The sequence below is a fragment of the Pseudomonas soli genome, from assembly GCF_021283165.2.
GTDB lineage: Bacteria > Pseudomonadota > Gammaproteobacteria > Pseudomonadales > Pseudomonadaceae > Aquipseudomonas > Aquipseudomonas soli.
Genome location: NZ_CP128543.1, coordinates 4702379 through 4729133 on the forward strand (window position 1 = coordinate 4702379; position 26755 = coordinate 4729133).

Sequence of the window (26755 nt, forward strand, 5' to 3'; positions counted from 1 at the left end):
GACATTTTGATGAATCCTGCCCAATAGCCGGACACGACAATTAACTACGACCCAGCAGACGTGTCCCTTTCCTTCAATGACGTTGCCCGCTCCGGTAACTCTCAAGAAGGATCCTTCGATGTACGAGCTGACCCCCTCCCTCCCCTTTTCCCTCGCGTCCCTACCGATGCATGCCGTGCCGCCGGACTCTCCGGTTGTCCATCAAGCACGTCAAACATGCGAAGACCAGCAACGAATCTTCAATGCGCTGCTGGGCCAGGCGCCCGGTGTTCGACAGGTCATTGGTGAATGGCTGAACAAAACCCTCGGCATCATTCCCGGGCAAGCCGGCCTGGTCCTGGGATCGGCGCAGCAGCCCGCACGTATCGGTCTCGTTGAGTTGACTGCCTGGGCCCAACACCACAAACCCACTTCCATGATTGACCTTCGCGCCTCTATCACGGGGGTACCTGACGCGCTACAGCAGTCGCCCAGCGAGTTGCTGGAACGTCTGGCCGCCCTGAATCTCTCCGCTCTCGTTCGTGAATCCTGGATCAACTATTGGGGGGAACGCGCTCAAGGAACACCGAGGAGTCGAAAGGAACAGGCGCGCATACAGTACCAACGGCACTTCGAAGCCGCCGTCGAGATCGCCTTCGCCAGTGATCCCTCGGCGACAGTGCTGCGCCCAGTGCTAAGTGTCATGGACCACCCCGAGTGGCTACGGATCGACGATCGCCAGTTGTTTATCGAAACTCCCACCTGCGAGCCTGGCGCGCTGATCTTCAGTATCGAAGGTGAAGCCGGGCTGAGCCTGTACTCCCCCGGCAGCAACGAAACCCTGAGTTATCACACCTCACGTCCAGCGCTGGAGGCCAGACTGGGTGAGTCTTCAGGACAAATTCACTACAACGCACTGGACTCGATCGACGAAGGGTTCAACAGCCTGTTCGTGAGCCTGGAAGCCCGGCTGCTGGCAACACTCGAACATGATCCTGGTGACGAGCTTGGCGACGCCAGCGCAGCATTGGCGCAAGCAGATCGACTGCATGATCATTGGCGCTGCTCAACGGTTTTCGCCATGCCGCTAGCCCTTGAACCTGCCGATCAAGACGATCTCCCTGGCCCCTCACTGTTCGAGCTGGCCCCTTTTGGCCTGGAGGTGCCCTGCTCAACACGCGCGCAAATGATCGCTCGACAAATGGAAAAGTTGACAAGGCTTTCCCATCAGGACCTTGAGGCGTGCCAACGACAACATGATCTCCTGCTCGCTGCGCGCAAGGCCGCTCAGACCCAGATCGAAGCCATCCTGGCATCGGCGAAATGGCACTCGGACGCCCGCCCGTTCAACGCTCCGCCCGCTCTGTCGACAGCTCACGGCCAAGCCCTGCTTGCCCATGCTCGAATGAAAGCGTTGCTGGGCGAACTGACGCCTGACGTGCTCGCGTTGGTCGAAGCACTAGCCAGCCCCCATGACAACAGCCCCCTGACGGCTTCACTCGTGCTTCGCTCAGCGCCCGAAGATCCCTCGAGCAGTGCTCGCGAACAGCTACTGCACGAGGTCATCGTCATCACCAGGCGTACGCCCCGGGACACGCCCGATACCCGTCACCCCTTCGCCATCTACTGGATCGGAGGGCCAGGGGGACTTTTGCAATGCGATGACCAAGCTGCCCTCGCTCGCTACCTGAGCCAGTTTGACCCCAAGCTGTCACTGCGCTTGGAACCCATCGTCGGCGACAGCCTTGCCCATGCGCTCGATGCACAACTGGCGCACGCACGCCGGGCGTGGCAGGCACTGCAGAATGAGAAGGGAGTCGATGCCGCGGCACCTGGACTGGTGCAGGCCAAACAGAGTTTAGGCCAACACCTGCAGGTGTCCTGCAAGGGTGCCCGGGAGGCGGCGCTCTCTGTCCTGCGCGCAGAGCAACAGCTAGCGAGCAAACTGGGCAGTTCGCCGACCGCCTTCGCCAAGATGAATGATGAGGCCCGCAACGCTTTCAAAGCCCTCGCCAAAGACTATCTCAACGCCATGCGCGACAGCCAGGCACTGATAGAGCGCGATCTGCCGGAGCGCAATGCGTTCTGCCAGCGTTTGGTGTCGCAAACCCTGATAGCGGATTTCGATGATTTCAGCGGTGGCCAGATTGTTCTGCAACTGCCGTTATCGACGAGCTGGCGCAATCATCCCGTCGGGGGTGGCGGCACTCCAGGCACGCCAACCCGGCCTGTATTGACGGCAAGCCAGGAAACCGAGGAGATCACCCTTGAGAGCCTGCTGTTGAACAACCTCGACAGCACCATGCTGGAACGGCTGAGATTCGCCAAGCCCAAGCGTGCCGACGGGCAGCCTCTCGGACAGCCCATGGAAGAAGGCCTCGATCACGCCTATCTGCAGAGTCTGGCACGCCGCCTGGACCTCGCCGGGCGCTACGAAACGGCAATACATGCGGCATTCAGCGATCCCGACGAGTCCGACTATGCCCATGCCTATCGCAGGGAGTGCTTGATTGCGCCGCACCGTTTGTTGTTGAAGTTGCAAAACCTGCTCTACCACCAGCGAGGGGACTTGGACAACATCGGCCACGCGATCCTGTCGGTGGCAATCGATGCCGACAGCCGAACCGCCTTCCAGGCCGACGGTCATGACATTCAATTGTTGCCCGCCTTGCTGGCCGTTGGTGGCGAGGATACCGATGAGCAACCTACGACACTTTCGGGGATCACCTTTATCGAAGACCGTATCAGAAAGGTCACCGTGCTCTATCTTCCCGATCATCCGACCCACGGGCTGCGCCAGTACGCCACGCTCGAGCAGGCGCGACAGGCGCTACTCGATGAGCGCGACGACTACCTCGTCAGCCGCGCACTCAGCGGTAACCCAGACGCCCATCGCTCAAGGCTACGCGAAGCGCGGGTTCGTCATTTCGAACACATGATTGTCGCAGGTGCCGCCTGGCCCGCCACCACCTCGCTGGCAGCCCACCTGCTTGATGGCCACCGAGGGCGCCTGGTGATGGAACACCGCGCGACAGCTCGCTCCAATCTGGACCTGTATTTCGAGCATTTGGCCCAACAGAGCGCCGGCGTGCTCATAGGGTTCAAGATCGCATTGGGAGCAATACCATTCCTGGGGCTGCCGATCAGCATCTATGACACATTCGTCAGTGCAACTGAGGTGGTGAAGGCTTTTTCCACGGGTTCGTCGTGTGACATCCTGCAAGCTCTCAACGACTTCATCGTCTCGTTGATTGATGTAGCAATGGATGCACTCGGAGGCGGTACTGGCATCAGCAGCACGTCTCTGCGTCGAGCGACAGGGATACGTCGCATCCATGGGCAGGGCGAACTGATCACCCGCCGGTATCAGGATTCATCCCCCCAGCGCAGCCTGGACCGCTTCACTGGGCTCGAATATGAGCAGCCTCTATCGCTCGCGGGGCTGAAAACGGCCACACATGGCAAATACAAAGGCATCTATCGGCATACCGAAGGACACTTCATCCTCGTTGGCAAGCAAACCTACAAAGTGAGCTGGGACGCGACCGCCCGCACCTGGCAACTAGATGGCAACACCCGCCACCGATGGAAACGCGCAATCGCTCAAGACCAGAACGGTCAGTGGGACACTCATTTCGCCCTCTATGGCGTGCACCGCCAGGGGGCAGGCGGCGGCGGCGGACAAGCCCTTGGCCGCGTAGCCGATACGCTGGAGCCACTCTGGCCAGCAGCGATACGCGAACGCTTGCCACGCTGGTGGCGAGACCACGCCTATCGCCAGCACAACCGCTTGCGCGACAGCATTACCCGCGACATGCAGCTACTGCAGCCCCGTGCCAACGAGCTCAATCAACACATGAAGCGCGCTTTGGAACAACAGGGAAAACTCGACGCGTCACTGAAAGCTTCGCTCGAAAAGACCCTCGCCGACGCCGAGCGCATTCACCGTGACTGCCAGGCATTCCAGCAGGTTGCCGCCGGACGAATTCGCAAACGAGCTCAAGATCAGGCGAAGGATCTGGCCATACTCATTTGCAATGGTCGTCAACGCCTTAGCGACGAAGCCCATACTCAACTCAGTCACGTGATGGATGAGATAGAGAGTCTCAAACAACGTCTTCAGCAAAAATCCATCGAGCTTTCACCAGGCCTCGATGACAGACAGCTCCAGGTCGCCTTCGAACAGCTGTCCGAGCTGAGGATCCGCATGAACCAAGCCCGACAACATGCGCTGGCGGCGGTGGATGACATCCGCGAGCAAGTCGCCCAGCTACGCACCTGGCGCGATCAGGTGCATCAAGCTGGTGAACATCGGGACTTGTTGACAATCGTCGACAGCACCTTGAGCGCTTTCAGCGAGCCGGTCCTGAACTACATGACTGTCAGCCAACTGACAGCGCTGCTGGTCAAACCTAGCCACGCGATGAGCGGCGCCGGCATCCGCCTGCAGTTCTTGATGAAGGAACCGCGAACAACATTGGATCGTGCCCTGTATGCCCTGCATCAACTCGGCGCAACACAAGCCTCGGCCACGCAACGTATAACCATCATGACGGCGTCGATACAGCATTCCGAACGCTTTCGTCATCAGTTGAAATACTGGCTCGGCAGCTACACAACGTACATCGACCACGCTGCCGCGCAGCGCCTGGAGTCGTCACTGACGGCCTATGAAGCACATTTCAGGAGGCTGCTGCTCAATAAAACCAAGCCCGCCCCGCTGGCTAGCAAAAAGGGCACCAGCCAGCCGCGCGTATTCGAGACCATCGACAACCGCCTGCTGGTCGGTGAACCCGACCAGCATAGCCTCAACGTCTACCGCATCACCGGGGTCAACGGGCGGACCGAAATCTATCATCAGGACCGCTCGGGAAAATTCACCCTGACCAACCCTGACACCGCTCCCAGCCCGGGGGGTAGCGTATCCCTGAAAGAGCTGAGTAACGAGGCCAGACGGCAATTGGGCGAACTGCAAGCGTATCGAGCCAAGGTACAGCAGTACGCGCATCAAGGCATGGACGGCGCGAGTCTCGATGATCTCATGCAGTTCAAGGCCACCGATCTGGAAAGCCTCGCACTGCGAATTGCCGAACAGGCGCATGACGACGACCTGGTACGGCAGTTGCGCGACATGGCACTGGAGGCAAGGCGGTATGGCAAGACACTTCGCGTCGACTTCATCATCGGTACGGGCCAACCCAATAGTGCACACCTTGATTATTTGCACGAAGCAGGCCTGGTGCGCATCGAGAAGGAGGGCGGGCTGGTGGAGCTGCGACGGACCAGCGATGGCCGCAGGGACTTCCTGCAGGAATTTGTGGTACTCGATACCCGTGGCGCCTCGCCACGCCCACTATGGTATGCCCACTTCCATTTCAACAAGGCCAATCCCACCTTCGACGAGTACGTCAAGGCGCACTTGAAGACCGTCCCTCAAAGGCGCCTGGGGCGGGAATGGCAAGACAGCCACGTCGAGCAGATCTGGCGTGGTGAACTGACGCGAGCCATTGCCCGCAAGCACTTCGCGACATTGTTCTGATCGGCCGCGAGGGGCTCGGCCAAGCCCCTCGCGCCATGCATCGACAGACACCATCAACATGAGAGAAACTCAACATTCCTGATCAGCCTGCGCCAGAATATCGTTGGAGTTTCACCGTGCTGGAAATACGCCACTTGAAAACCCTTCACGCCTTGCGTGAAGCCGACAGTCTGGTGGAAGCCGCTGAGCGGTTGCACCTTACGCAGTCGGCGCTGTCGCACCAGTTCAAGGAACTGGAAGAACGCCTCGGCTTGCCACTGTTCACGCGCAAGACCAAGCCGATCCGCTTCACCAGCGCCGGCCTGCGCCTGCTGCAACTGGCCGACGCCACCCTGCCCCTGCTACGTGGAGCCGAGCGTGATATCGCCCGCCTTGCCGGCGGCACCGCTGGGCGCCTGCACATGGCCATCGAATGCCACAGCTGCTTCCAGTGGCTGATGCCAACCATCGACCAGTTCCGCGATGCCTGGCCGGAGGTGGAACTGGACCTGGCATCGGGTTTTGCTTTCGCGCCACTGCCGGCCCTGGCCCGCGGCGATCTCGACCTGGTGGTGACCTCCGACCCGGTGGACCTGGCCGGCATCACGTACGTGCCGTTGTTCACCTACGAGGCCATGCTCGCCGTTGCCAACCAGCACCCGTTGGCCGGCAAGCCCTATATCGTGCCCGAGGACCTGCTCGACCAGACCCTGATCACCTACCCGGTGGAACGCGACCGCCTGGACATCTTCACCCGCTTCCTGGAGCCGGCCGACATCGAGCCGGCCGCGGTGCGCACCTCGGAGCTGACGGTGATGATGATGCAACTGGTGGCCAGCGGCCGTGGCGTGTGCGGCATGCCGCACTGGGCCCTGCACGAGTACAGCTCGCGCGGCTATGTGAAGGGCAAGCGACTGGGCGACAAAGGGTTGTTCGCCACCCTTTACGCGGCAGTGCGCACCGACATGCTCGACGCCCCGTACATGCGCGACTTCCTGCTGACCGCCAAGGACACCTCGTTCGCCACGCTCGACGGAGTCAGCGCGGTGCGTTGAAGCCTTCGCGCCACAGCGGCAGGATCAGGTCGCGAGTCAGCGGCGCCAGGTTCAGCGTGTTCGCTTGATCGACGGCCAGCCAGATCACCTCTTCGATTTCCGCCGCCGGGACCACCGCCTCGCGGCACTCGACACGGAACATTTCGGCCTGGACTTCAAAGCCCGGCTCGTTGGCGGCCGGGGCACTGAAGCGGCCCAGGTGGACGGCCTGGGCGGGATCGACGCGCAGCCCCAGTTCCTCGTGCAGCTCACGCACCAGCGCCTGCGCCGGAGACTCGCCCGGGTCGATCTTGCCACCCGGCTGCATGAAGGTCAGGGTATCGCGCTTGCGTACCAGCAGGGTTCGCCCCTGGGAGTCAATGAGCAGGGCGGCGGCGATTCGGATGGTATTGGGCATGGTGGACACTCGGTTTACTCCAGTTGCGCAGAATACCTGACAAGGCTCAATCGCGGGGCAAGCCCGCTCCCATGAGTACCTGGCAGGGCTGTCGTGGGAGTGGGCTTGCCCCGCGATTGAGCCAGAACAGGCAGACGAACGGCCCCTTGCCATTGCCCTGCTTACCCGCCATAACCAACCCATGAACCTGCCCGCCCCCCTGCACCCGGTGCTCGACCTGTTCCACCCCGCCGTCGCCACCTGGTTCCGCCAAAGCTTTGCCACGGTCACCGAAGCCCAGGCCGGCGCCTGGCCGCTGATCCATGCCGGCCAGTCGATGCTGCTGGCCGCGCCGACCGGCTCGGGCAAGACCCTCAGCGCCTTCCTCGCGGTGCTCGACGAGTTGTTCCGCCAAGGGCTGGAACAGGACGGCGAGCTACCTGCGCAAACCCAGGTGGTCTATGTGTCGCCGCTCAAGGCGCTGTCCAATGACATTCGCCTCAACCTCGATGCGCCGCTCGAGGGCATCGGCCACCAGCTCGCCCAACTGGGTCTCAAGGCCCCGCGCATCACCACCGCCGTGCGCACCGGCGACACGCCCCAGAAGGAGCGCGCCGCCATGCGCAAGCTGGCGCCGCACATCCTGGTGACCACGCCAGAATCATTGTATGTACTGATGGGCTCGGCCTCCGGTCGCCAGGGGCTGGCCAGTGTGCACACGGTGATCGTCGACGAGATCCATGCCCTGGCCGGCAACAAGCGTGGCTGCCACCTGGCGCTGACCCTGGAACGCCTGCAGGCCTTCGCTGGCCGACCTTTGAGGCGTATCGGCCTGTCCGCGACCCAACGGCCGGTGGAGCGCGTGGCGCAGTTTCTGGTTGGCCACGGACAGCCCTGTGCCATCGTCGATATCGGCCATGTCCGCCAACGCGACCTGGCTCTGGAAGTACCGCCTGTGCCACTGGGCGCGGTCATGGCCACCGATGTCTGGAGCCTGGTCTACGAGCGGCTCGTGGTGCTCGCCCGCGAGCATCGCACCACGCTGGTATTCGTCAACACCCGACGCCTGGCCGAGCGCCTGACGCGTCACCTGGGCGAGCGCCTGGGCAACGACGCGGTCGCCGCCCATCACGGCAGTCTGGCAAAGGAACATCGCCTGGTCGCCGAGCAGCGGCTCAAGGCTGGCGAACTGCAGGTGCTGGTGGCCACCGCGTCGCTGGAGCTGGGCATCGATATCGGCGATGTCGACCTGGTCTGCCAGATCGCCTCGCCCGGCTCGATTGCCGCGTTCCTACAGCGGGTCGGACGCTCCGGCCACCAGGTCAATGGCACCCCCAAGGGCCGCCTGTTCCCCACCTCGCGGGATGACCTGATCGAATGCGTGGCGTTGCTCGACTGCGTGCGCCAGGGCGAGCTGGATACCTTGCACATCCCTCACGCGCCGCTTGACGTGCTGGCCCAGCAAATCGTCGCCGAGGTCAGCAACCTGCCGTGGTCCGAACGCGCCCTGTTCGACCTGCTGCGCCAGGCGACGCCTTATGCCGAGCTGGACGAGCGCCATTACCAGGCCTTGCTGCGCATGCTCGCCGAGGGCTACAACGGCCGCCAGGGGGTGCGCGGCGCCTACCTGCACCGCGATGCGGTGAACGGCACCCTGCGCGGGCGTCGCGGCAGCCAACTCACCGCGCTCACCAGCGGTGGCACCATCCCCGAGACGGCCGACTACGCCGTGCTGCTCGAACCCCAGGCGCTGAACATCGGCAGCGTCAACGAGGATTTCGCCGTCGAGAGCATTGCCGGTGACATCTTCCAGCTGGGCAACGCGTCGTACCGCATCCTGCGCGTCGAGCCCGGGCGGGTGCGGGTCGAGGACGCGCACGGCCTGCCACCGACCATTCCGTTCTGGCTCGGCGAGGCGCCTGGGCGCAGTGACGAGCTGTCTGCTGCGGTAGCCCGGCTGCAGCAGCGTCTCGACCAGCAATTGCAGGACGGCGACGCTCAACAGGTGCAGGCCTGGCTCCAGGCGACTTATGAACTGGACGAAGCCTGCGCCAGCCAGCTGCTGGATTACCTCGGCCGTACCTGGCAGGTACTCGGCGCCCTGCCCTCGCAGCAGACGCTGGTGATGGAGCGCTTTTTCGACGAGTCCGGCGGCACCCAGCTGATCATCCACTCGCCCTTTGGCAGCCGTATCAACCGCGCCTGGGGCCTGGCCCTGCGCAAGCGCTTCTGCCGCACCTTCAACTTCGAACTGCAGGCGGCGGCCAGCGAGGACGCCATCGTGCTGTCACTGTCCACCAGCCACAGTTTCGACCTGGACGAGGTGTGGCGCTACCTGAACAGCGGCAGTGCCGAAGCGATCCTGATCCAGGCTTTGCTCGACGCCCCGCTGTTCGGCGTGCGCTGGCGCTGGAATGCCGCGGTGGCCATGGCCCTGCCGCGTTACGTGGGCGGGCGCAAGGTGGCGCCGCAGATCCAGCGCATGAAAAGCGAGGACCTGGTGGCGTCGGTATTTCCCGACCAGCTCGCCTGCCTGGAGAACATCGTCGGCGAGCGGCAAATCCCCGATCATCCATTGGTCGAGCAGACCCTCGACGACTGTCTGCACGAGGCCATGGACAGCGAAGGCTGGCTGGCGCTGCTGCGGCGCATGGAGCACGGTGAAGTAGGCTTGCTCAGTCGCGATTTGCCGGCCCCCTCGCCGCTGGCCTCGGCGATCCTCAATGCCCGCCCCTACACCTTCCTCGACGACGCGCCGCTGGAAGAGCGGCGCACCCAGGCCGTGCTCAACCGACGCTGGAGCGACGTGCATAGCGCCGACGACCTGGGCGCGCTCGACGCCGACGCCATTGCCGCGGTGCAGGCCGAAGCCTGGCCCCAGGCTCGCAACCCCGATGAAATGCATGAGACGCTGATGAGCCTGGGGGCTGTGGCCGAGCACGAAGTAGATGCCAATGGCGCCTGGCGCGACCTGTTGCAGCAATTGGCCAAGGCGGGCCGGGCCTGTCGCCTGGATACGGGCGAACACCGTCTGTGGCTGGCCCGTGAGCGCCAGCAGGCGCTGTTGACGCTATACCCGGATGCTCGCCTGGAACCGGACATGCCGCTATTGCCGGGCTATGACGCCCCCGTCGATAGCGATACCGCCCTCACGGAACTGCTGCGCTGCCGCCTAGATGGCTTTGGCCCGATGACGCTGGAGCAGATCGCGACACCTCTGGCGCTGAAGGCCGGCGACTGCGAACAGGCCCTGGCCCGCCTGGAGGGCCAGGGCCATGTGATGCGTGGTCATTTCAGCCCCGGCCAGCCGCGCCTGCAGTGGTGCGAACGGCACCTGCTGGCGCGTATTCATCGCTACACGGTCAAACGCCTGCGCCAGGAGATCGAACCGGTCAGCCTGCAGGACTACCTGCGCTTCCTGTTCGACTGGCAGCACATGAGCGGCGAAACCCGGCTGCGTGGGCCGCAGGCGGTATCCGAGGTGCTCGCCCAGCTGCAAGGTTTTCCCGCCGCCGCCGGGGCCTGGGAGAGCGACCTGCTGCCAGCGCGAATCAAGGACTACAGCCCCCATTGGCTCGATGAGGCCTGCCGCAGCGGCCAGTGGGCCTGGAGTCGGCTGGCGGCGACGCTGGCGGCCAGCACCCTGGCCAGCACGCCCCTGGTGCTGCTGCCCCGCGAGCAACTGGGGCTGTGGCGCAGCCTCACCCCCGCGCCCGACCTCGAACAACTGGGTGCCCGCGCGCATCGGGTCCTGCAGACCTTGCAGGAGCAAGGCGCGCTGTTCTTCGACGAACTGGCCCATGAAGCCCACCTGCTGCCCAGCGAACTGGAATCGGCGCTGCAGGAACTGGTGGGCTCAGGCCTGGCGAGCGCCGACGGTTTCAGCGGCCTGCGCAGCCTCATCAGCCCAGCGGCCAGGCGCAGGCCGCGCACCAGCCGGCGCGGGCACCCAGCACTGTCGAGCAGTATGGTCCATGCCGGGCGCTGGGCCTTGCTGCGCCGCTCGGCCGCCACGGTCGACAGCGACCAGCGCCTGGAACACGTGGCCCGCAGCCTGCTGCGCCGCTATGGCGTGGTGTGCTGGCGCTTGCTGGAGCGCGAGAGCGATGTGCTGCCCCCGTGGCGCGCACTGCTGCGCTGCTATCAGCGTCTCGAGGCGCGAGGCGAGATCCGCGGGGGGCGCTTCATTGCCGGGCTGGCGGGCGAGCAGTTCGCCCTGCCCGAAGCGGTAGGGTTGCTGCGCCAGGTGCGCAACCGCGCGCCAGGCGGGGAACTGGTGTTAGTCAGCGGCTGCGACCCCCTGAACCTGGTTGGCACACTGCTGCCGGGAACGAAAGTGCCGGCAGTGGCGGGCAATCGGCTGCTGTACCGCGACGGGGTGCCAGTCGCCAGTCGCGTGGCAGGGAAGTACCTGTTTGCGGTCGAGGCAGCGGCCAGCGAACAGGAGCACTGGCGCCAGCTTCTGTTGCGCGGTACAGCAACCTAGAGAGCGGCGGTGTACCGCCGCTACCGCAGGTTCAGCCCTTGGCCTGGAACCCGGCGAAGCGCTTGTTGAACCCGGCCACCCGCCCTTCCACCGTGGTCTTGCGCTGCTGCCCGGTGTACACCGGATGCGAGGCGCTGGAGACATCCAGCGCGACGTAGGGGTAGGTCTGGCCATCGCTGTGCACCTGGGTGCGATCGGTATCCACCGTGGAACCGATCAGGAAGTACACATCGGCAGCCGTATCGTGGAACAGCACCGGGCGATAGTCGGGGTGAATGCCAGCTTTCATGACGCAATCTCCTGGAAAGCAATAGTGATACTTTATAACGTATCACAATGCGAATGATTTTCGATACACGAGTTTTCATTTTTCTGCCGCCCGGTGCGCTGGCAAAACGCCGCCCAACCGGGCTATGGTCGGCCTTTGCCCAGGCCCCTGAGCCTGACCGAGCCATCCGCAAGGACCCCGTATGAGCCTGTCACTTCTCAGCCGTTACGCCTTCTTCGCCGCCTGCGTGCTGTTCACCCTCGCCAGCCTGCCGTTCCTCGCCCACGACTGGCTGTGGCCGTTCGCCCTGACCACCGGCGTCCTGAGCCTGATCGGCGTGTTCGACCTGCTGCAGCAGCGCCACGCGGTGCGCCGTAACTATCCGATCCTCGGCAATATCCGCTACCTGGTCGAGGGCATCCGCCCGGAGATCCGCCAGTACCTGCTGGAGTCCGACAGCGATGCGCTGCCCTTCTCCCGCGCCCAGCGCTCGCTGGTGTATGCCCGTGCCAAGAACGAGGCCTCGGACAAACCCTTCGGCACCCTGATCGATGTGTACGAGTCGGGCTTCGAATTCATCGGCCATTCCATGCGCCCCGCGCCGCTGGCCGACCCGGCCGCCTTTCGTGTCGTGGTCGGCGGCCCGCAATGTACCCAGCCGTACTCCGCGTCGATCTTCAACATCTCGGCCATGAGCTTCGGCTCGCTCAGCGCCAACGCCATCCGCGCCCTCAACCAGGGCGCCAAGCTGGGCAACTTCCACCACGACACCGGCGAAGGCAGCATCAGCCCCTACCACCGCGAGCACGGCGGCGACCTGGTGTGGGAGCTGGGCAGTGGCTACTTCGGCTGCCGCACCGCGGATGGCCGCTTCGACCCCGAGCGCTTCGCCGCCCAGGCGCAGAGCCCGCAGGTACGGATGATCGAGATCAAGATGAGCCAGGGCGCCAAGCCCGGCCACGGCGGCATCCTGCCCAAGCACAAGGTGACCAGGGAGATCGCCGAGACCCGCGGCATCCTGATGGGCGAGGACTGCATCTCGCCGTCGCGTCACAGCGCCTTCTCCACGCCGATCGAAATGATGCAGTTCATCGCCCAGTTGCGTGAGCTGTCCGGCGGCAAGCCAGTGGGCTTCAAGTTCTGCCTCGGCCACCCGTGGGAGTTCATGGGCATTGCCAAGGCCATGCTGGAAACCGGCATCCTCCCGGACTTCATCGTCGTCGACGGCAAGGAAGGCGGCACCGGCGCCGCCCCGGTGGAGTTCACCGACCATATCGGCGTGCCGCTGCGCGAAGGCCTGCTGTTCGTGCATAACACCCTTGTCGGCCTGAACCTGCGCGACAAGATCAAGCTCGGCGCCAGCGGCAAGATCGTCAGCGCCTTCGACATCGCCAGCGTGCTGGCCATCGGCGCCGACTGGGCCAACTCGGCACGCGGCTTCATGTTCGCCATCGGCTGCATCCAGTCGCAGAGTTGCCACACCAACAAGTGCCCGACCGGCGTGGCCACCCAGGACGCCCTGCGCCAGCGCGCACTGGTGGTGCCAGACAAGGCCCAGCGGGTGTACAACTTCCATCAAAACACCCTGCGCGCCCTGGCCGAAATGCTCGCCGCCGCAGGGCTGGAGCACCCAGCGCAACTGGAGGCCAAGCACCTGGTGCGGCGTATCTCGGCTACCGAGATCAAGCTGTTCTCGCAGATGCATGTGTTCCTCAAGCCGGGGGAGTTACTCACTGGCGAGGTGAACGGGCAGTTCTATTCGCGGATGTGGCAGCTGGCGCGGGCGGACAGCTTCGAGCCGCACAGCGAGGTAGCGGCCTGATCAGACTTCATCGCAGGTCAAGCCCGCTCCCAGGCCAGGCCACGATGGTCGCCACACGAAAACAAAGCCCCGGCACTGGCCGGGGCTTTGTTCATCAGGAGGCGGTACTCACCGTACCCTGCGCCTCTTTGGGCGCCAGGCGGAAGGTGTAGTACAGCGCCGTCAACAGCACCAGGAATGCCGGGCCGATGTACAGGGCCACGCGGGTGTCCGGGAAGTACGCCATCAGGCCCACCACCAGCACCAGGAACGCCAGCGCCAGGTACGAGCTCAGCGGCCACAGCCACATGCGGTACTTCAGCGCGTTGCGCTCGGCGGTGGTGAGCCCGGCGCGGAACTTCAGTTGCGCAAGCAGGATCATCACCCAGGTCCAGATCGCGCCGAAGGTGGCGATCGAGGTTACCCAGACGAACACTTTCTCCGGCACCAGGTAGTTGGCCAGCACGCCCAGCAGCAGCGCGCCGATCGACAGCAGCAAGGCGTTGCGCGGCACGCCGCTCTTCGAGGTGCGGGCGAAGGTGGCCGGGGCCTGGCCGTTCTGCGCCAGGCTGTAGAGCATGCGCCCGGTGCTGAAGATGCCGCCGTTGCACGACGACAGCGCGGCGGTGATCACCACGAAGTTGATGATGCCGGCGGCAGTCTTGATGCCGAGGCGCTCAAAGGTCATCACGAACGGGCTGCCCTGGCTGCCGATCTCATTCCACGGGTAGATCGACAGGATCACGAACAGCGCGCCCACGTAGAACAGCAGGATGCGCCAGAACACCGAGCCGATGGCCTGGGGGATGGTCTTCTGCGGGTTGCGCGCTTCGCCGGCGGTCAGGCCGATCATCTCCACGCCCAGGTAGGCGAACATCACCATCTGCAGCGACATCAGCACGCCGGTCACGCCGTTGGGCATGAAACCGCCGTTGCTCCACAGGTTGGAGACGCCCATGGCCACACCGTCGTTGCCGAAACCGAAGGCGATGATGCCGATGCCGCCCAGCACCATGGCGATGATGGTGACGATCTTGATCAGGGCGAACCAGAACTCGAACTCACCGAATGCCTTGACCGCGATCAGGTTGATCGCGCCCATGCTGCCCAGGGCCATCAACGCCCAGATCCAGCGCGGCACGTCGGGGAACCAGATGCCCATGTAGATGGCCACCGCGGTGATTTCGGCGACGCAGGTCACCAGCCACAGGAACCAGTAGTTCCAGCCGGTCAGGAAGCCCGCCAGCGGACCGAGATAGTCTTGGGCGTAGCGGCTGAACGACCCGGCGACCGGATTGTGCACGGCCATTTCGCCGAGGGCGCGCATGATCACCAGGATGGCCAGGCCACCGATGATGTAGGAAAGCATGATGGCAGGGCCGGCCATTTCGATGGCCTTGGCAGAACCGAGGAACAGACCGACGCCGATACAGGCGCCGAGGGCCATCAGACGGATGTGCCGTTCGCCCAGCTCGCGCTTGAGCGGGCCGCCCTGGGCGGACTCGCCCTGGGCAGGGTGGTTGCCGACTGGCATAGCAATACAACCTCATTTTGTTATTGGATTTGACCTTCGTGCAGCACCGGCCGCGCCGATAGGCGGGGCGTCGTCTCGCCAGGCCGCCTTGTGGGCGGGCCTGTCCACCGGGCACACAGCACCGACGGGTCGAAGGGGGCGAGCAGTATAGGAAGCAGCTTGTAGGGCTTTTCACTATATACAGCAGGAAATTTGGCGAGAATTCTCGGCCAAATCCCCTTCACCGGAGGGGCATCCTGGCCTCGCTCCGCCCATGCACAGGAATGGGGCAGCTACCTTAGCAACATTGCCGAAGAATGGAAGTCGCACCAAAGGCGCATGTTCATACGTGATTCCCCGAAGCTACTTACAAATTTTTCACCAAACTCGGCCACCGTCTAAGCTTCAGGCAAGCAACGCGAAAACACCTGGCCGGACTCAAGACTATGGGCGCACTGTGGCAATCGGAACCAACCAGAACGGAAGCACCCAAAGAAACTCAGGCTGAAGCCCCCTTGTCCAAGACTCCACGTCAGCGCCGCCTGTGGTGGCGCCTGATCCTGCTTATCCTGCTGGTGGCACTGGTGGCGGTAGGTTTGGCCGCCTACGACGAATTCCAGACCTCGCGCCTGCAGTCCCGTGAATTCAGCCGCCTGGCCGGCACCCTGACCTATGCCCTGGAGCCCGGCCCGAGCGATGCCATCGTCTACCCGGGCGACGGCCCGTTCGACAAACGCCTGGGCTACAGCGCCCTGGGCGAGTTCCTGCCACGACTGCTCAAGCGCGACTACCTGATCAACCAGCAAGTGCGCTTCTCCCCGGCGCTGATGAACTACGTCGAACACGGCCTGTTCGTGCCCTACGTGGAGAAGATCCAGGCTGGCCTGTCGATCACCGACTGCCGCGGCGACATGCTCTACCAGTACAACTACCCGCAGCACCTGTATCCGAATTTCGCCGCGATCCCGCCGGTGATGGTCAACAGCCTGCTGTTCATCGAGAACCGCGACCTGCTCGACCCGAAGGACCCGCAGAACAACCCGGCGGTGGATTGGCCCCGCTTCGCCAAGGCGGCCTACAGCCAGATTGCCAAATACCTGGCCCTGCCCGGCCAATCTGCCGGTGGCAGCACCCTGGCCACCCAGCTTGAGAAGTATCGCCACTCGCCGGACGGGCTGACCGTCTCCGGCGCCGAGAAGATCCGCCAGATGATCTCCGCCAGCGTACGCGCCTACCAGGGCGGCCCCGACACCACCGAGGCCCGCGAACGCATCGTGCGCGACTACCTCAACAGCGTGCCGCTGTCGGCCGTCCCTGGCCACGGTGAGGTGCACGGCATGGCGGAAGGCTTGCGGGTGTGGTACGGCGCCGACTTCGATCAGGTCAACCAGGCCCTCACCTCCACCGCCACCGACGACAAGAGCATGGCCGAGCGCGGACTGGCCCTGCGCCAGGTGCTGTCGCTGATGATCGCCCAGCGCCGCCCCTCGCATTACCTGTCCAAGGGCCGCATCGAACTGGCGGAACTGACCGATTCGCATATACGGGTACTCGCCGCCAACGCAGTCATCGACCGTCCACTGGCCGACGCTGCCCTTGCCAGCAAGGCGGTGTACCGCGACTGGGTGGCCCAGCCGACCATCGTGCCGATCATCACCAACAAAGGCATCAGCCTGGCCCGTAACCGCCTGGCAGCCATGCTCAACCGGCCGCTGTACGACCTCGACCGCCTCGACCTGTCAGCCACAAGCACCCTGCAGGCCGACCTGCAAGTGCAGGTCAGCCAGTATCTGAAGAACCTCGCCGACCCGGCGTTCGCCGCACAGCTCGGCCTGATCGGCGAACGCCTGCTGACCAGCAAGACCACCGACCAGGTCAGCTACAGCTTCACCCTGTTCGAACGCACCGCCGACGGCTCGCGGGTACGGGTGCAGACCGACAGCACCAACCAGCCCTTCGACATCAACGAAGGCAGCAAGCTTGAACTGGGCTCCACCGCCAAGCTGCGGGTGCTTACCACCTACCTGGAAATCGTTGCCGAGCTGCACGACAAATACGCCGGCAAACCCGCCGCCGAACTGAAGAAAGTCCCGGTGGCCGAGCTCGACCGCATCAGCCAGTGGTCACTCGAATGGCTGATGCAGAACGGCAAGAACCAGAGCCTGGACGCCATGCTCGATGCAGCCCTCGAGCGCAAGTACTCGGCCAACACCGGCGAAGCCTTCTTCACCGGCGGCGGCATGCACGTGTTCAACAACTTCCGCAAGGAAGACAACAACCGCAACCCGACCCTCAAGGATGCCCTGCGCGAGTCGATCAACCTGCCGTTCATCCGCCTGATGCGCGACATCGTGCGCTACGTCACCTACCAGCAGCCGTTCAATCGCGAGCCGCTGCTCAGGGACGACAGCGACCCGCGCCGCCAGGAATACCTGGCGCGTTTCGCCGACCGCGAAGGCTCCAACTACACCATGCGCTTCTGGAAGAAATACCAGCGCAAGACCTCGCAGCAGCGCCTGGACACCTTCCTCGACAGCATGCGCGTGACCCCGCAGCGCCTGGCCGCGGTGCACCGCTACCTGTTCCCCGAAGCCGGCCAGGAAACCTTCAACGCCTTCGTCCGCGCCCACAGCAAGGACGACAAGAAGGCCATGGCCAAGCTCACCGATGGCCGTCTGGTGGAGATGTACGAGGCCTATGGCCCGGGCAAGTACGACCTGCCCGACCAGGGCTACATCGCCAAGGTCCACCCCTTGGACCTGTGGCTGCTCGGCTACCTGCTGAAAAACCCTGGCGCATCGCTCAAGGACGCCCTCAACGCCAGCCGCTTCGAACGCCAGGAGGTCTATAGCTGGCTGTTCAAGAGCCGCCACCAGGGCGCCCGCGACAGCCGCATCCGCACCATGGTCGAAATCGAGGCGTTCACCGACATCCACCAGCGCTGGAAGCGCGTGGGTTATCCGTTCGACCACCTGGTACCGTCGCTGGCGACCGCCATCGGCAGCTCCGGCGACCGGCCGGCCGCCCTCTCCGAACTGGTCGGGATCATCCAGAACGATGGCGTGCGCCTGCCGACCCTGCGCATCGACACCTTGCACTTCGCCCAGAACACCCCGTACGAGACGCAACTGATCAGCGATCCGGACCGCGGTCAGCGGATATTGCCCGTCGAGGTCGCCCGGGCGCTCAAGGGCGCCATGTCGCAGGTGGTCGATGCCGGTACCGCGCGGCGCATCTCCGGCAGCTTCAAGTTGCACGACGGCACGCCGCTGGTGATGGGCGGCAAGACCGGCACCGGCGACAACCGTATCGAAAGCTTCGGCGCCGGCGGCCGGCTGATCGGCTCGCGCTCGCTGAACCGCACCGCCACCTTCGTGTTCTTCCTCGGCGACAACCACTTCGGCACCCTCACCGCGTTCGTTCCGGGGCGCACGGCCGAGGCCTTCACCTTTACCTCGGCACTGCCGGTGCAGGTGCTCAAGGGCATGGCGCCGATCCTCATGCCCTACCTGGAACCAGGCAACCCAACCGCCTGCAAGGCGCCGCAGGTGGCGGGCCAGTCGTGAATCATCAAGAAAACAGATGATAATCATCTGCATTTGAAGGCTTGTCTTTAGATATATCTTGAGTAATATCTTGCGATATATCTAAACAGACGGAGCCCTCTCCATGCGTGACCACGATCCCTTCGAACGCCGCCCCGGCCGCGGCGAACGTGGCCCACGGGTATTCGCCCCGGGCGACCTGAAACTGCTGATGCTGTCGATGCTGGCCGAGCAACCGGGCCACGGCTACGACCTGATCCGCCAGATCGAGAGCCTATTCGACGGCAGCTACAGCCCCAGCCCCGGGGTGATCTACCCGACCCTCAGCTACCTCGAGGAAGCCGAGCTGGTCACTGGCGCCATCCAGGGCAGCAAGCGCCTTTACGCCATCACCGATGCCGGTCGCAGCGCCCTGGCGGAACAGGCCGTTGCCCTCGATGGCGTGCGCATGCGCATCGAGGTGAGCAAGCGTGCCTTGCGCGGTCATGACCGCCCCGCGGAAATCCACGAAGCCGTCGGCAACCTGCGCCATGCCTTGCACATGCACAGCGGCCGCTGGAGCGCCGAAGAGATCGAGCGGGTGCGCAACCTGCTCAACGAAACCGCCAAGGCCATCGCCTCCGGGCCGGCCATCCCTGTTACGGAGAACACCCCATGAGCAACACCATCCACCGCGTCAACCACGAGATCCGCCAACGCCGCCTCAACGTGCTGCGGGTCACCGACCTGACCCCGCGCATGCGCCGCATCACCCTGGGTGGCGCGGAGCTGGTGGGCTTCGCCAGCGTCGGCAGCGACGACCACATCAAGCTGCTGTTCGCCTGCACGCCCGAAGAACAGCAGGCCATCGACGCCCGCAACCTCGGCCGCGACGGCGGCGCCCGACCAACCATGCGCGAGTACACGCCACGGCGTATCGACCTGGAGAACCTTGAACTGGATATCGACTTCGTCCTGCATGGCGACGGCCCCGCCTCCACCTGGGCCGCCCAGGCGGCGCCCGGCCAGACCCTGGACATCGCCGGCCCACGCGCCTCGATGGTGGTGCCGGACATCTTCGACAGCTACCTGCTGATCGGTGACGAAACCGCAATCCCGGCCATCGCCCGGCGCCTTGAAGAATTGCCGGCGGGGCGCCAGGTACTCGCGGTGATCCAGATCGAGGACGAGCAAGAGCGCCAGGCACTGGCCAGCAAGGCGCAAGTGGAGGTGATCTGGGTGCGCCGGCATGCAGAAGACCTGCTGGAGCGGGTCAAGCACCTGGCGCTGCCTCAAGGCCGGCTGTATGGCTGGGTGGCGCTGGAGAAGGCACTGACCCGGCAGGCCAAGGCGCTGCTGCTGGAAAAGGGCGTGCAGGAAGACGCCCTCAAGGCTGCCGCCTACTGGCGGGCCGACGGCACTGCCGACGACGAATGACGCCGGCCGGGCCGGTGGCAGCGGACGAGCCCCTTGCCTGGGGTGCCTGTCACTGCAGCTCCTGCTGCGGCGTCTCCTGCCCGGCGCAACGCACCGCGCGCTTGCGGTTGTCCACCAGTACGCCGGTCAGCCCTTTCTGCTCGGTATCGAACAGCACCAGCACGCCGTCGATACATTGCGCCACCTGCGGCGCCGGGGTCAGCGAGAGCTTGTAGTCCTCGCCGGGAATGGTCTTGAGCATGGTGAAGTCCTGCAGCAACAGGGCGTCCTCCGGCTTGGCGAAATGCAGGTAACCGTAGTACCAGAGGGCTCCCACCGTCACGATGATGCTGCCGACACCGGTCAGGATCAGTGGGATGGCGTTGCGTTCTTCACTCATTGCTTGTTCTTCTCGTCAGGATAGTTGGGTACTTCGGCCAGCCGACGCAGGCCGTTGAAGTGCGTGGGATCGTCCAGGAAGCGCAGCATCACCTGGCGCCAGGTCGGGTCGGCGAAGGTCTGCACATGATCGCCACGAGTCAGTTGCAGCACCCGCGGCGGTGGTGCATGTCGGTAGAGGCGCAGGCCGTTGTCCAGCGGCACCAGGTTGTCGTCGATGCTGTGGAAGAACAGCTTCGGCGGGCTGTCCAGACGCTCGATCGAGTGGATCGCGCTGTCGCCATCGGGCACCAGCCACGACAGCGGCACCTGCAGCGGCCAGGTCATCCACGAGGTACTCAGGGCATAACGCCCCACGGCCCGGTAGCTGGCCGGCACACCGTCGAATACCAAGGCGCTGAAACGCCGACGCTGCTCGGGATGCTGTGCCAGATAGTGAATGGCCATCGCCCCGCCGAGGCTCTGGCCCAGCAGCACCAGCGGCTTGTCTTGCACCTGGGGAGCGGCGTGCAGCCAGTCCAGGGCCGCGCCGATGTCGCCATACACCTCGGGCAACGTCGGTTTGCCCTGGGACAACCCATACCCGCGATAGTCAAGCATCAACACCTGGTAGCCCTCTTTCGGGAGCCAGTAGCTGCCACCTAGATGCCAGGCCAGGTTACCGCCGTTGCCATGCAGGTGCAGCACGGTGCCCTTGACCTCGACCCCCTGCGGCACCGGGATCCACCAGGCGTGCAGGCGCGTGCCGTCGGCGGCGGCGAGGCTCACGTCCTGATACTGCAAATGCGCCTGTGCCGGAGTGAACGGCTGGCCCGGCTCGGGGTAGAACAGCAGGCTGCTGCAGCCCCCCAGCAGCAGCAAACCGAGGCCGAAGGCGAGGTGACGGCAGGCGTCAGAGAATGTTCGCGTAGTCGGCTTCAATACGGTCCAGGCTCAGGTGGTTGAGGAAGTTGGAGAAGCACATCCACGCCGACAGCGCGTTGAGGTCGCGGAACTGTTCCGGCAGGTATTTGGGCGGCTCCACCAACCCCTCTTCGACCAGTTGGCGCAGGGTGCGCATGTCTTCCAGGGTGGTCTTGCCGCAGAACAACAACGGGATCTGTTCGAGCTTGCCCTTCTTCACGGCCAACTGAATGTAGTTGTAAACCATGATGAAGCCCTTGAGGTAGGACAAGTCCTTGGTGAATGGCAGGCCGTTGGGCACCGAGCCACGGAAGACGCGGCTGGCGTTGCTGTAGCTCTGGCCCATCTCGAAGCCCTGGCCACGGAAGAACTCGAAGACCTGCAGGAAGTCCGCGCCCTCCTCGACCATGTGGATGGCCCGGGTGCGGTTGGTGAGCTTGCGCAGGCGGCTGGGGTAGGAAGCGAAGGCGATCACTTCCATGAGGATCGCCAGGCCCTCCTGGGTCACCGTCGACGAGGGCGGCCCCTTGGCCAGGAAGGTGCAGATCGGCTGGTTCAGGCCATTGAGGGTGGTGCCGACATGCACCAACCCTTCGTGTACCTCCAGGGCCCGCACGTCGCGGCTGTTGAACATGGCGTCGGCGCGCACCTTGATGTAGTCGGCACCGGCCGCCGCGTCGGCGACGATACCGTCAGACTCGAACACGCGGATTGTTTCCTCGGCTTCACCGAACACCTTGTTCAAACGCCGCTGGAGAATCTCCACCGCTTCCTTGGCGGTGAGATTCTTCGGCTCGTCCTTCAGGTCGCCGCGGCCGTCGATGTTGTTCAGGTAGTCCGAGAGCATCAGGCCCAGGTCGGCCAGGGTCGGGTCACCGGCGTGGAAGGCATCGGAGGCGGCGCCATAGAGCTCCTGGGAGATCAGGCCGAAATCCTCCGTGCCTCGCGCCTCGAGCATACGCACCACCATGCGGTACTCCTTGCACATGCGCCGCATGATCTGGCCGACCGGGTTGAACTGGCCCAGCTGCCGGGTGATGTCGCGCTCGATGCTCTGGAACTCGGCCTTCACCGCGCTGGAATCGAACGACAACGGCCGGTTCTGGTAATAGGCGCGATCCACCGCAGGCGGCTCCTTGCCCTTGGCCTTGAGGAAGCCCTGGCGGATGCCGTCGTCCCATTTCACTGCGTCAAGCACGCGGATCGGGGTCTGCGTGGCGACAATGCGATCGGACAGGCTGCGGATGGTTTGCTGGTATTCGTCCACCGGGGACTCCTTGTTGAAGCCTGTCGCAACGTTGCGTGGAAGTAGGCTTGCCCCGCGAGGAGGCCGGTATGCTCAGTGCTATTTGGCGGAACGCTGGAAGCGTGCCACTTCGACGAACAGGTCGGAGTTGGCCGGGTCGTCCAGGTAGGCCAGCACACGCTCCGTCGGGCTGTCGATCACCACGCCGGGGCCATTGTCCTCGGGCACCTGGGTGCTGCGTCCGCTCAGCTCCTTCTCGTCCACGGCCTGCTGGACCTGCTCGACATCGAGGTTGTAGACCACCAGTTGCTTGCCGTCGATTACCTCGAAGCCGCCGATCAGGAAGTTGCCACCCAGCCGCTTGGGCACGCCCGCCGACAGGTACCAGCGGTTGCCGTGCCGGGCCACGGTGAAGACGTATTCCTCGGGCGCCTTGCCCTGGGCACGGGCCACTGCCTTGTAGGTGTTGCCACCGGCACGGCTGATACTCAGCTTGAGCGGCTGGCCCCAGGCGTCCTTGCTGCTCCACTGCCCGAGTAGGGCCTTAGGCGCTGGCTGGTTGGCCGGCAGCGGTTCGTCGAAGGTCACCAGACAACCGCCCAGCAGGAGGAATGATAAGGTCAACAACACCACACGCCAGGCTTTCATCAGGTTCTCCTTGAAAAATCGTTCGCCACTCAGGCCGAGGCCAGCACCATCTGCAGGTATCGGACAAGGATAGCGAGCATCTGCTCATCGGCCTGCGCATTCGCATCCTTGAGCAGGCCCTGATATTCCATCTGCTCGATAATCGCCGTCAACATCTGGGCATCCTGTTCCGGCTGGCGCGAGCCGACCACCTGCAGTATCTGGCGCGCGCCATGCAGCAGGATCTGCTCGTGAGCCTGCACCAGCTCGGCCAGGCGCGGGCACAGCAGCGCCTCCTGGCGGAAGGCCTGTTCGGCCATGAGGAAGTCGCGGCGGTTGTTCAGTTGGCGCAGCACGTAGTCGGCCAGCATGCGCGCCACTTCATCGGCCAGGTGCGCCCGTGCCTCGTGGCTGCCGTCGCCCTGGGCCAGCAACTGGCGCAGCACGCCTTCGGTGTTGGTCCAGAGCTTGGCCATGTAGGCCGCGCTGCGCTCGACGTACTGGGCGAAGGTGTCGGCCAGCAGGTCCTGTATATCCTTGAAGTAGTAGGTGGTGGCCGACAGCGGCACGCCGGCCTCGGCGGCCACGGCGCGGTGGCGCACACCGCGCACGCCATCGCGCACGACGATGCGCATGGCGGCGTCGAGGATCTGCTGGCGGCGTTGCTCGCTGCCCTGTCGGGCGGTCTTGCGGCCTTGGTACTGCACGCTTTCGGCGACGGCGGTGGCGATGCCGGCGGCGCCCTGGTGGGGCATGGCGGGGGTCACTCGGGTTTACCTCACGAACAGTGGGTTGCCTGTACCGGCCTCATCGCGAGGCCCGTAGAAACAACATAAAGTTTCAGGCAAGAAAAAGCCGCCTCGAAAGGCGGCTTGTTCAGATCACTCAGGCCTGTGGACGCATGTGCGGGAACAGGATCACGTCGCGGATCGACGGCGAGTTGGTCAGCAGCATCACCAGGCGGTCGATGCCGATGCCTTCACCGGCGGTCGGCGGCATGCCGTACTCCAGTGCGCGGACGAAATCGGCGTCGTAGTGCATGGCTTCGTCGTCACCGGCGTCCTTTTCGGCCACCTGGGCCAGGAAGCGCTCGGCCTGGTCTTCGGCATCGTTGAGCTCGGAGTAGGCGTTGGCGATCTCGCGGCCACCGATGAACAGCTCGAAGCGGTCGGTCACGGCCGGGTTGTCGTCGTTGCGACGGGCCAGCGGCGAGACTTCGAACGGGTACTCGGTGATGAAGTGCGGCTGCTCCAGCTTGTGCTCGACCAGCTCTTCGAAAATCATCACCTGCAGCTTGCCCAAGCCCTCGTGGCCGAGCACCTTGGCGCCAGCCTTCTTGGCGATCTCGCGGGCACGGTCGACGTCCTGCAGGTCGGCGGCGGTGAGTTCCGGGTTGTACTTGAGGATCGAGTCGAACACCGACAGGCGCACGAACGGCTCGCCGAAGTGGAACACCTTGTCGCCGTACGGCACGTCGGTGCTGCCCAGCACCAGCTGCGCCAGCTCGCGGAACAGTTCCTCGGTGAGGTCCATGTTGTCGCGGTAGTCGGCGTAGGCCTGGTAGAACTCGAGCATGGTGAATTCTGGGTTGTGACGAGTCGAAACGCCTTCGTTACGGAAGTTGCGGTTGATCTCGAACACTTTCTCGAAACCACCGACCACCAGGCGCTTGAGGTACAGCTCCGGGGCGATGCGCAGGAACATGGCCATGTCCAGCGCGTTGTGGTGGGTTTCGAACGGCTTGGCCGCGGCGCCGCCGGGGATGGTCTGCAGCATCGGGGTTTCCACTTCGAGGAAGTCGCGCTCGATGAGGAACTTGCGGATGTGCGAGATCACCTGCGAACGCACACGGAAGGTGTGGCGGGTTTCCTCGTTGACCATCAGATCGACGTAGCGCTGGCGGTAGCGCTGCTCGGTGTCGGTCAGGCCGTGGTGCTTGTCCGGCAGCGGGCGCAGCGACTTGGTCAGCAGGCGCACGTTGGTCATTTCGACGTACAGGTCGCCCTTGCCGGAACGGGCCAGGGTACCTTCGGCGCTGATGATGTCGCCCAGGTCCCAGGTCTTGACCGCGGCCAGGGTCTCTTCCGGCAGGGTCTTGCGGTTGACGTAGACCTGGATGCGGCCGGTCATGTCCTGGATGACCATGAACGAGCCACGGTTGAGCATGATGCGACCAGCAACCTTGACCGGAATGGCGGCGGCTTCCAGCTCTTCCTTGGTCTTGTCCGCGTACTGTTTCTGCAGGTCGTTGCAGTAGCTGTCGCGACGGAAGTCGTTGGGGAAGGCGTTGCCCTTGGCGCGCTCGGCGGCAAGTTTTTCCTTGCGCAGCGCGATCAGGGTGTTTTCTTCCTGTTGCAGGTCTTGCGCTTCGGTCTTGAGGTCGCTCATGTCGTCATTCTTTCCATCAGGTGTTCGTTGCCCTCGCGGGTGAGGGATCGCGGGGCAAGCCCGCTCCCACGGGCCCGCCACGGCGGTGATGCTTACAGCCCCTGCTTGAGGCTCGCTTCCAGGTACTGGTCGAGGTCGCCGTCCAGGACCTTCTGGCAGTCGCTGCGCTCGACGCCGGTACGCAGGTCCTTGATGCGCGAGTCGTCGAGCACGTAGGAACGGATCTGGTGACCCCAGCCGATGTCCGACTTGCTGTCTTCCAGCGCCTGCGAGGCGGCATTGCGCTTCTGCATCTCCAGCTCGTACAACTTGGCCCGCAGCATTTTCATGGCGGTGTCCTTGTTGGCGTGCTGGGAACGTTCGTTCTGGCAAGCCACCACGGTGTTGGTCGGCACGTGGGTGATACGCACCGCCGAGTCGGTGGTGTTGACGTGCTGGCCACCGGCGCCGGAGGAGCGGTAGGTGTCGATGCGCAGGTCGGACGGGTTGATCTCGATCTCGACCTTGTCGTCGATCTCGGGCGAGACGAACACCGCCGAGAACGAGGTGTGGCGACGGGCGCCGGAGTCGAACGGGCTCTTGCGCACCAGGCGGTGCACGCCGATCTCGGTGCGCAGCCAGCCGAAGGCGTACTCGCCCTTGATGTGCACGGTGGCGCCCTTGATGCCGGCGACTTCACCTTCGGACAGTTCGATGATGGTGGCGTCGAAGCCGCGCTTGTCGGCCCAGCGCAGGTACATGCGCAGCAGAATGTTGGCCCAGTCCTGGGCCTCGGTGCCGCCGGAGCCGGCCTGGATATCCAGATAGGCGTTGTTCATGTCCATCTCGCCGCTGAACATGCGACGGAACTCGAGCTGGGCGAGGGATTCCTCGAGCCCTTGCAGCTCGGTCTCGACATCGCCGACAGCGCCTTCATCGCCCTCTTCGACAGCCATGTCGAGCAGGTCCTTGCAGTCGGACAGACCGTTGGCCAGTTTATCGAGGGTCTCGACCACCTGTGCCAGCATCGCGCGCTCACGGCCCAAGGCCTGGGCATACTCGGGCTTGTTCCAGACTGCGGCGTCTTCCAGCTCGCGGTTTACTTCGACCAGACGATCATGTTTGTGATCGTAGTCAAAGATACCCCCGAATAGACTGGGAACGCTCGGTGAGGTCCTTGATGGTGTTCAGGATCGGTTGGATTTCCATGGGCGGGCAGCTCTCGTGCGAATTCGGTGAAAAGCCCGCGAGTATAACCGAGTCTGCGCCACCGCGGC

At 64.1% G+C, this 26755-nt stretch carries 17 protein-coding genes; 7 read left to right on the forward strand and 10 right to left on the reverse strand.

Annotation, left to right across the window (positions count from 1 at the left end; translation table 11 throughout):
• Nucleotides 1–118 precede the first annotated feature (118 nt).
• Together LU688_RS21745 and metR are read left to right on the forward strand one after the other, a co-directional pair.
• A complete protein-coding gene (locus tag LU688_RS21745) occupies nucleotides 119–5518 on the forward strand; it encodes a coiled-coil domain-containing protein (RefSeq protein ID WP_232888001.1) in 5400 nt (1799 codons plus the stop codon).
• Between the two features lie 116 nt (nucleotides 5519–5634).
• Nucleotides 5635–6552 (forward strand): transcriptional regulator MetR, encoded by a 918-nt coding sequence (metR, locus tag LU688_RS21750; protein ID WP_094012402.1) that lies wholly within the window; start codon nucleotides 5635–5637, stop codon nucleotides 6550–6552.
• On the opposite strand, the gene LU688_RS21755 is transcribed toward metR, so the two are convergent.
• Nucleotides 6536–6949, reverse strand: a complete 414-nt coding sequence (locus tag LU688_RS21755; RefSeq protein ID WP_094012426.1) for an NUDIX hydrolase — start codon at nucleotides 6947–6949, stop codon at nucleotides 6536–6538. The two genes, metR and LU688_RS21755, sit on opposite strands and share 17 nt — an antisense overlap.
• A 181-nt stretch (nucleotides 6950–7130) precedes the next feature.
• Here LU688_RS21755 and LU688_RS21760 point away from each other — a divergent pair, with 181 nt between their 5' ends.
• Nucleotides 7131–11414 carry a DEAD/DEAH box helicase gene (locus LU688_RS21760; protein WP_094012403.1) on the forward strand — a complete coding sequence of 1428 codons (4284 nt, stop codon included), beginning with the start codon at nucleotides 7131–7133 and terminating at the stop codon, nucleotides 11412–11414.
• 31 nt (nucleotides 11415–11445) lie between these two features.
• On the opposite strand, the gene LU688_RS21765 is transcribed toward LU688_RS21760, so the two are convergent.
• A complete protein-coding gene (locus LU688_RS21765) occupies nucleotides 11446–11703 on the reverse strand; it encodes a type B 50S ribosomal protein L31 (RefSeq protein ID WP_046854432.1) in 258 nt (85 codons plus the stop codon).
• 181 nt (nucleotides 11704–11884) lie between these two features.
• On the opposite strand from LU688_RS21765, the gene LU688_RS21770 reads away from it, so the two are divergent.
• The gene (locus LU688_RS21770; RefSeq protein WP_094012404.1) at nucleotides 11885–13504 is read left to right on the forward strand and encodes an FMN-binding glutamate synthase family protein; all 1620 of its coding nucleotides are present in this window, start codon (nucleotides 11885–11887) and stop codon (nucleotides 13502–13504) included.
• A 94-nt stretch (nucleotides 13505–13598) separates the two neighbouring features.
• Here LU688_RS21770 and LU688_RS21775 read toward each other — a convergent pair whose 3' ends face one another.
• Complete coding sequence (locus tag LU688_RS21775) at nucleotides 13599–15017, reverse strand: amino acid permease (protein ID WP_046854430.1); 1419 nt, start codon at nucleotides 15015–15017, stop codon at nucleotides 13599–13601.
• A gap of 425 nt (nucleotides 15018–15442) precedes the next feature.
• Between LU688_RS21775 and LU688_RS21780 the strand changes: the two genes are divergently transcribed.
• From LU688_RS21780 to LU688_RS21790, 3 genes are all read left to right on the forward strand, one after another.
• The gene (locus tag LU688_RS21780; protein WP_110605200.1) at nucleotides 15443–18562 is read left to right on the forward strand and encodes a biosynthetic peptidoglycan transglycosylase; all 3120 of its coding nucleotides are present in this window, start codon (nucleotides 15443–15445) and stop codon (nucleotides 18560–18562) included.
• Between the two features lie 103 nt (nucleotides 18563–18665).
• Nucleotides 18666–19199: a PadR family transcriptional regulator gene (locus tag LU688_RS21785; protein ID WP_038706671.1), complete on the forward strand. Its 534-nt coding sequence runs from the start codon at nucleotides 18666–18668 to the stop codon at nucleotides 19197–19199.
• Nucleotides 19196–19957, forward strand: coding sequence for a siderophore-interacting protein (locus LU688_RS21790; protein WP_094012406.1), 762 nt, complete (start codon nucleotides 19196–19198; stop codon nucleotides 19955–19957). The genes LU688_RS21785 and LU688_RS21790 overlap by 4 nt, the downstream gene beginning before the upstream one ends.
• 49 nt (nucleotides 19958–20006) lie before the next feature.
• Here the strand turns inward: LU688_RS21790 and LU688_RS21795 are convergent, their stop codons facing one another.
• The 7 genes from LU688_RS21795 to prfB form a co-directional block, all read right to left on the reverse strand.
• A complete protein-coding gene (locus LU688_RS21795; RefSeq protein ID WP_094012407.1) occupies nucleotides 20007–20336 on the reverse strand; it encodes a PA3694 family proteiin in 330 nt (109 codons plus the stop codon).
• Complete coding sequence (locus tag LU688_RS21800; RefSeq protein ID WP_023632435.1) at nucleotides 20333–21256, reverse strand: alpha/beta hydrolase; 924 nt, start codon at nucleotides 21254–21256, stop codon at nucleotides 20333–20335. The genes LU688_RS21795 and LU688_RS21800 overlap by 4 nt, the downstream gene beginning before the upstream one ends.
• Nucleotides 21228–22505: a flavohemoglobin expression-modulating QEGLA motif protein gene (locus tag LU688_RS21805; protein WP_023632436.1), complete on the reverse strand. Its 1278-nt coding sequence runs from the start codon at nucleotides 22503–22505 to the stop codon at nucleotides 21228–21230. The genes LU688_RS21800 and LU688_RS21805 overlap by 29 nt, the downstream gene beginning before the upstream one ends.
• A 78-nt stretch (nucleotides 22506–22583) precedes the next feature.
• Complete coding sequence (locus LU688_RS21810) at nucleotides 22584–23132, reverse strand: LolA-like protein (RefSeq protein ID WP_094012408.1); 549 nt, start codon at nucleotides 23130–23132, stop codon at nucleotides 22584–22586.
• Between the two features lie 29 nt (nucleotides 23133–23161).
• Nucleotides 23162–23866 (reverse strand): TetR/AcrR family transcriptional regulator, encoded by a 705-nt coding sequence (locus LU688_RS21815; RefSeq protein WP_046854423.1) that lies wholly within the window; start codon nucleotides 23864–23866, stop codon nucleotides 23162–23164.
• Between the two features lie 130 nt (nucleotides 23867–23996).
• On the reverse strand, nucleotides 23997–25499 hold the full coding sequence (lysS, locus tag LU688_RS21820; RefSeq protein ID WP_023630948.1) for a lysine--tRNA ligase: 1503 nt from the start codon (nucleotides 25497–25499) through the stop codon (nucleotides 23997–23999).
• 92 nt (nucleotides 25500–25591) lie between these two features.
• Nucleotides 25592–26687 (reverse strand): peptide chain release factor 2 gene (gene prfB, locus LU688_RS21825; protein ID WP_104444985.1). Its coding sequence is split into 2 segments (ribosomal slippage): nucleotides 25592–26614 and nucleotides 26616–26687, totalling 1095 coding nucleotides; the frame shifts between segments, so codons are not numbered across the junction.
• Nucleotides 26688–26755: the final 68 nt, after the last annotated feature.

Coding starts and splice junctions, on each gene's coding strand:
- LU688_RS21745 (WP_232888001.1), top strand. CDS start 119: ATGTACGAGCTGACCCCCTCCCTCCCCTTTTCCCTCGCGTCCCTACCG.
- LU688_RS21755 (WP_094012426.1), bottom strand. CDS start 6,949: ATGCCCAATACCATCCGAATCGCCGCCGCCCTGCTCATTGACTCCCAG.
- LU688_RS21760 (WP_094012403.1), top strand. CDS start 7,131: ATGAACCTGCCCGCCCCCCTGCACCCGGTGCTCGACCTGTTCCACCCC.
- LU688_RS21765 (WP_046854432.1), bottom strand. CDS start 11,703: ATGAAAGCTGGCATTCACCCCGACTATCGCCCGGTGCTGTTCCACGAT.
- LU688_RS21770 (WP_094012404.1), top strand. CDS start 11,885: ATGAGCCTGTCACTTCTCAGCCGTTACGCCTTCTTCGCCGCCTGCGTG.
- LU688_RS21775 (WP_046854430.1), bottom strand. CDS start 15,017: ATGCCAGTCGGCAACCACCCTGCCCAGGGCGAGTCCGCCCAGGGCGGC.
- LU688_RS21780 (WP_110605200.1), top strand. CDS start 15,443: ATGGGCGCACTGTGGCAATCGGAACCAACCAGAACGGAAGCACCCAAA.
- LU688_RS21785 (WP_038706671.1), top strand. CDS start 18,666: ATGCGTGACCACGATCCCTTCGAACGCCGCCCCGGCCGCGGCGAACGT.
- LU688_RS21790 (WP_094012406.1), top strand. CDS start 19,196: ATGAGCAACACCATCCACCGCGTCAACCACGAGATCCGCCAACGCCGC.
- LU688_RS21795 (WP_094012407.1), bottom strand. CDS start 20,336: ATGAGTGAAGAACGCAACGCCATCCCACTGATCCTGACCGGTGTCGGC.
- LU688_RS21810 (WP_094012408.1), bottom strand. CDS start 23,132: ATGAAAGCCTGGCGTGTGGTGTTGTTGACCTTATCATTCCTCCTGCTG.
- LU688_RS21815 (WP_046854423.1), bottom strand. CDS start 23,866: ATGCCCCACCAGGGCGCCGCCGGCATCGCCACCGCCGTCGCCGAAAGC.
- lysS (WP_023630948.1), bottom strand. CDS start 25,499: ATGAGCGACCTCAAGACCGAAGCGCAAGACCTGCAACAGGAAGAAAAC.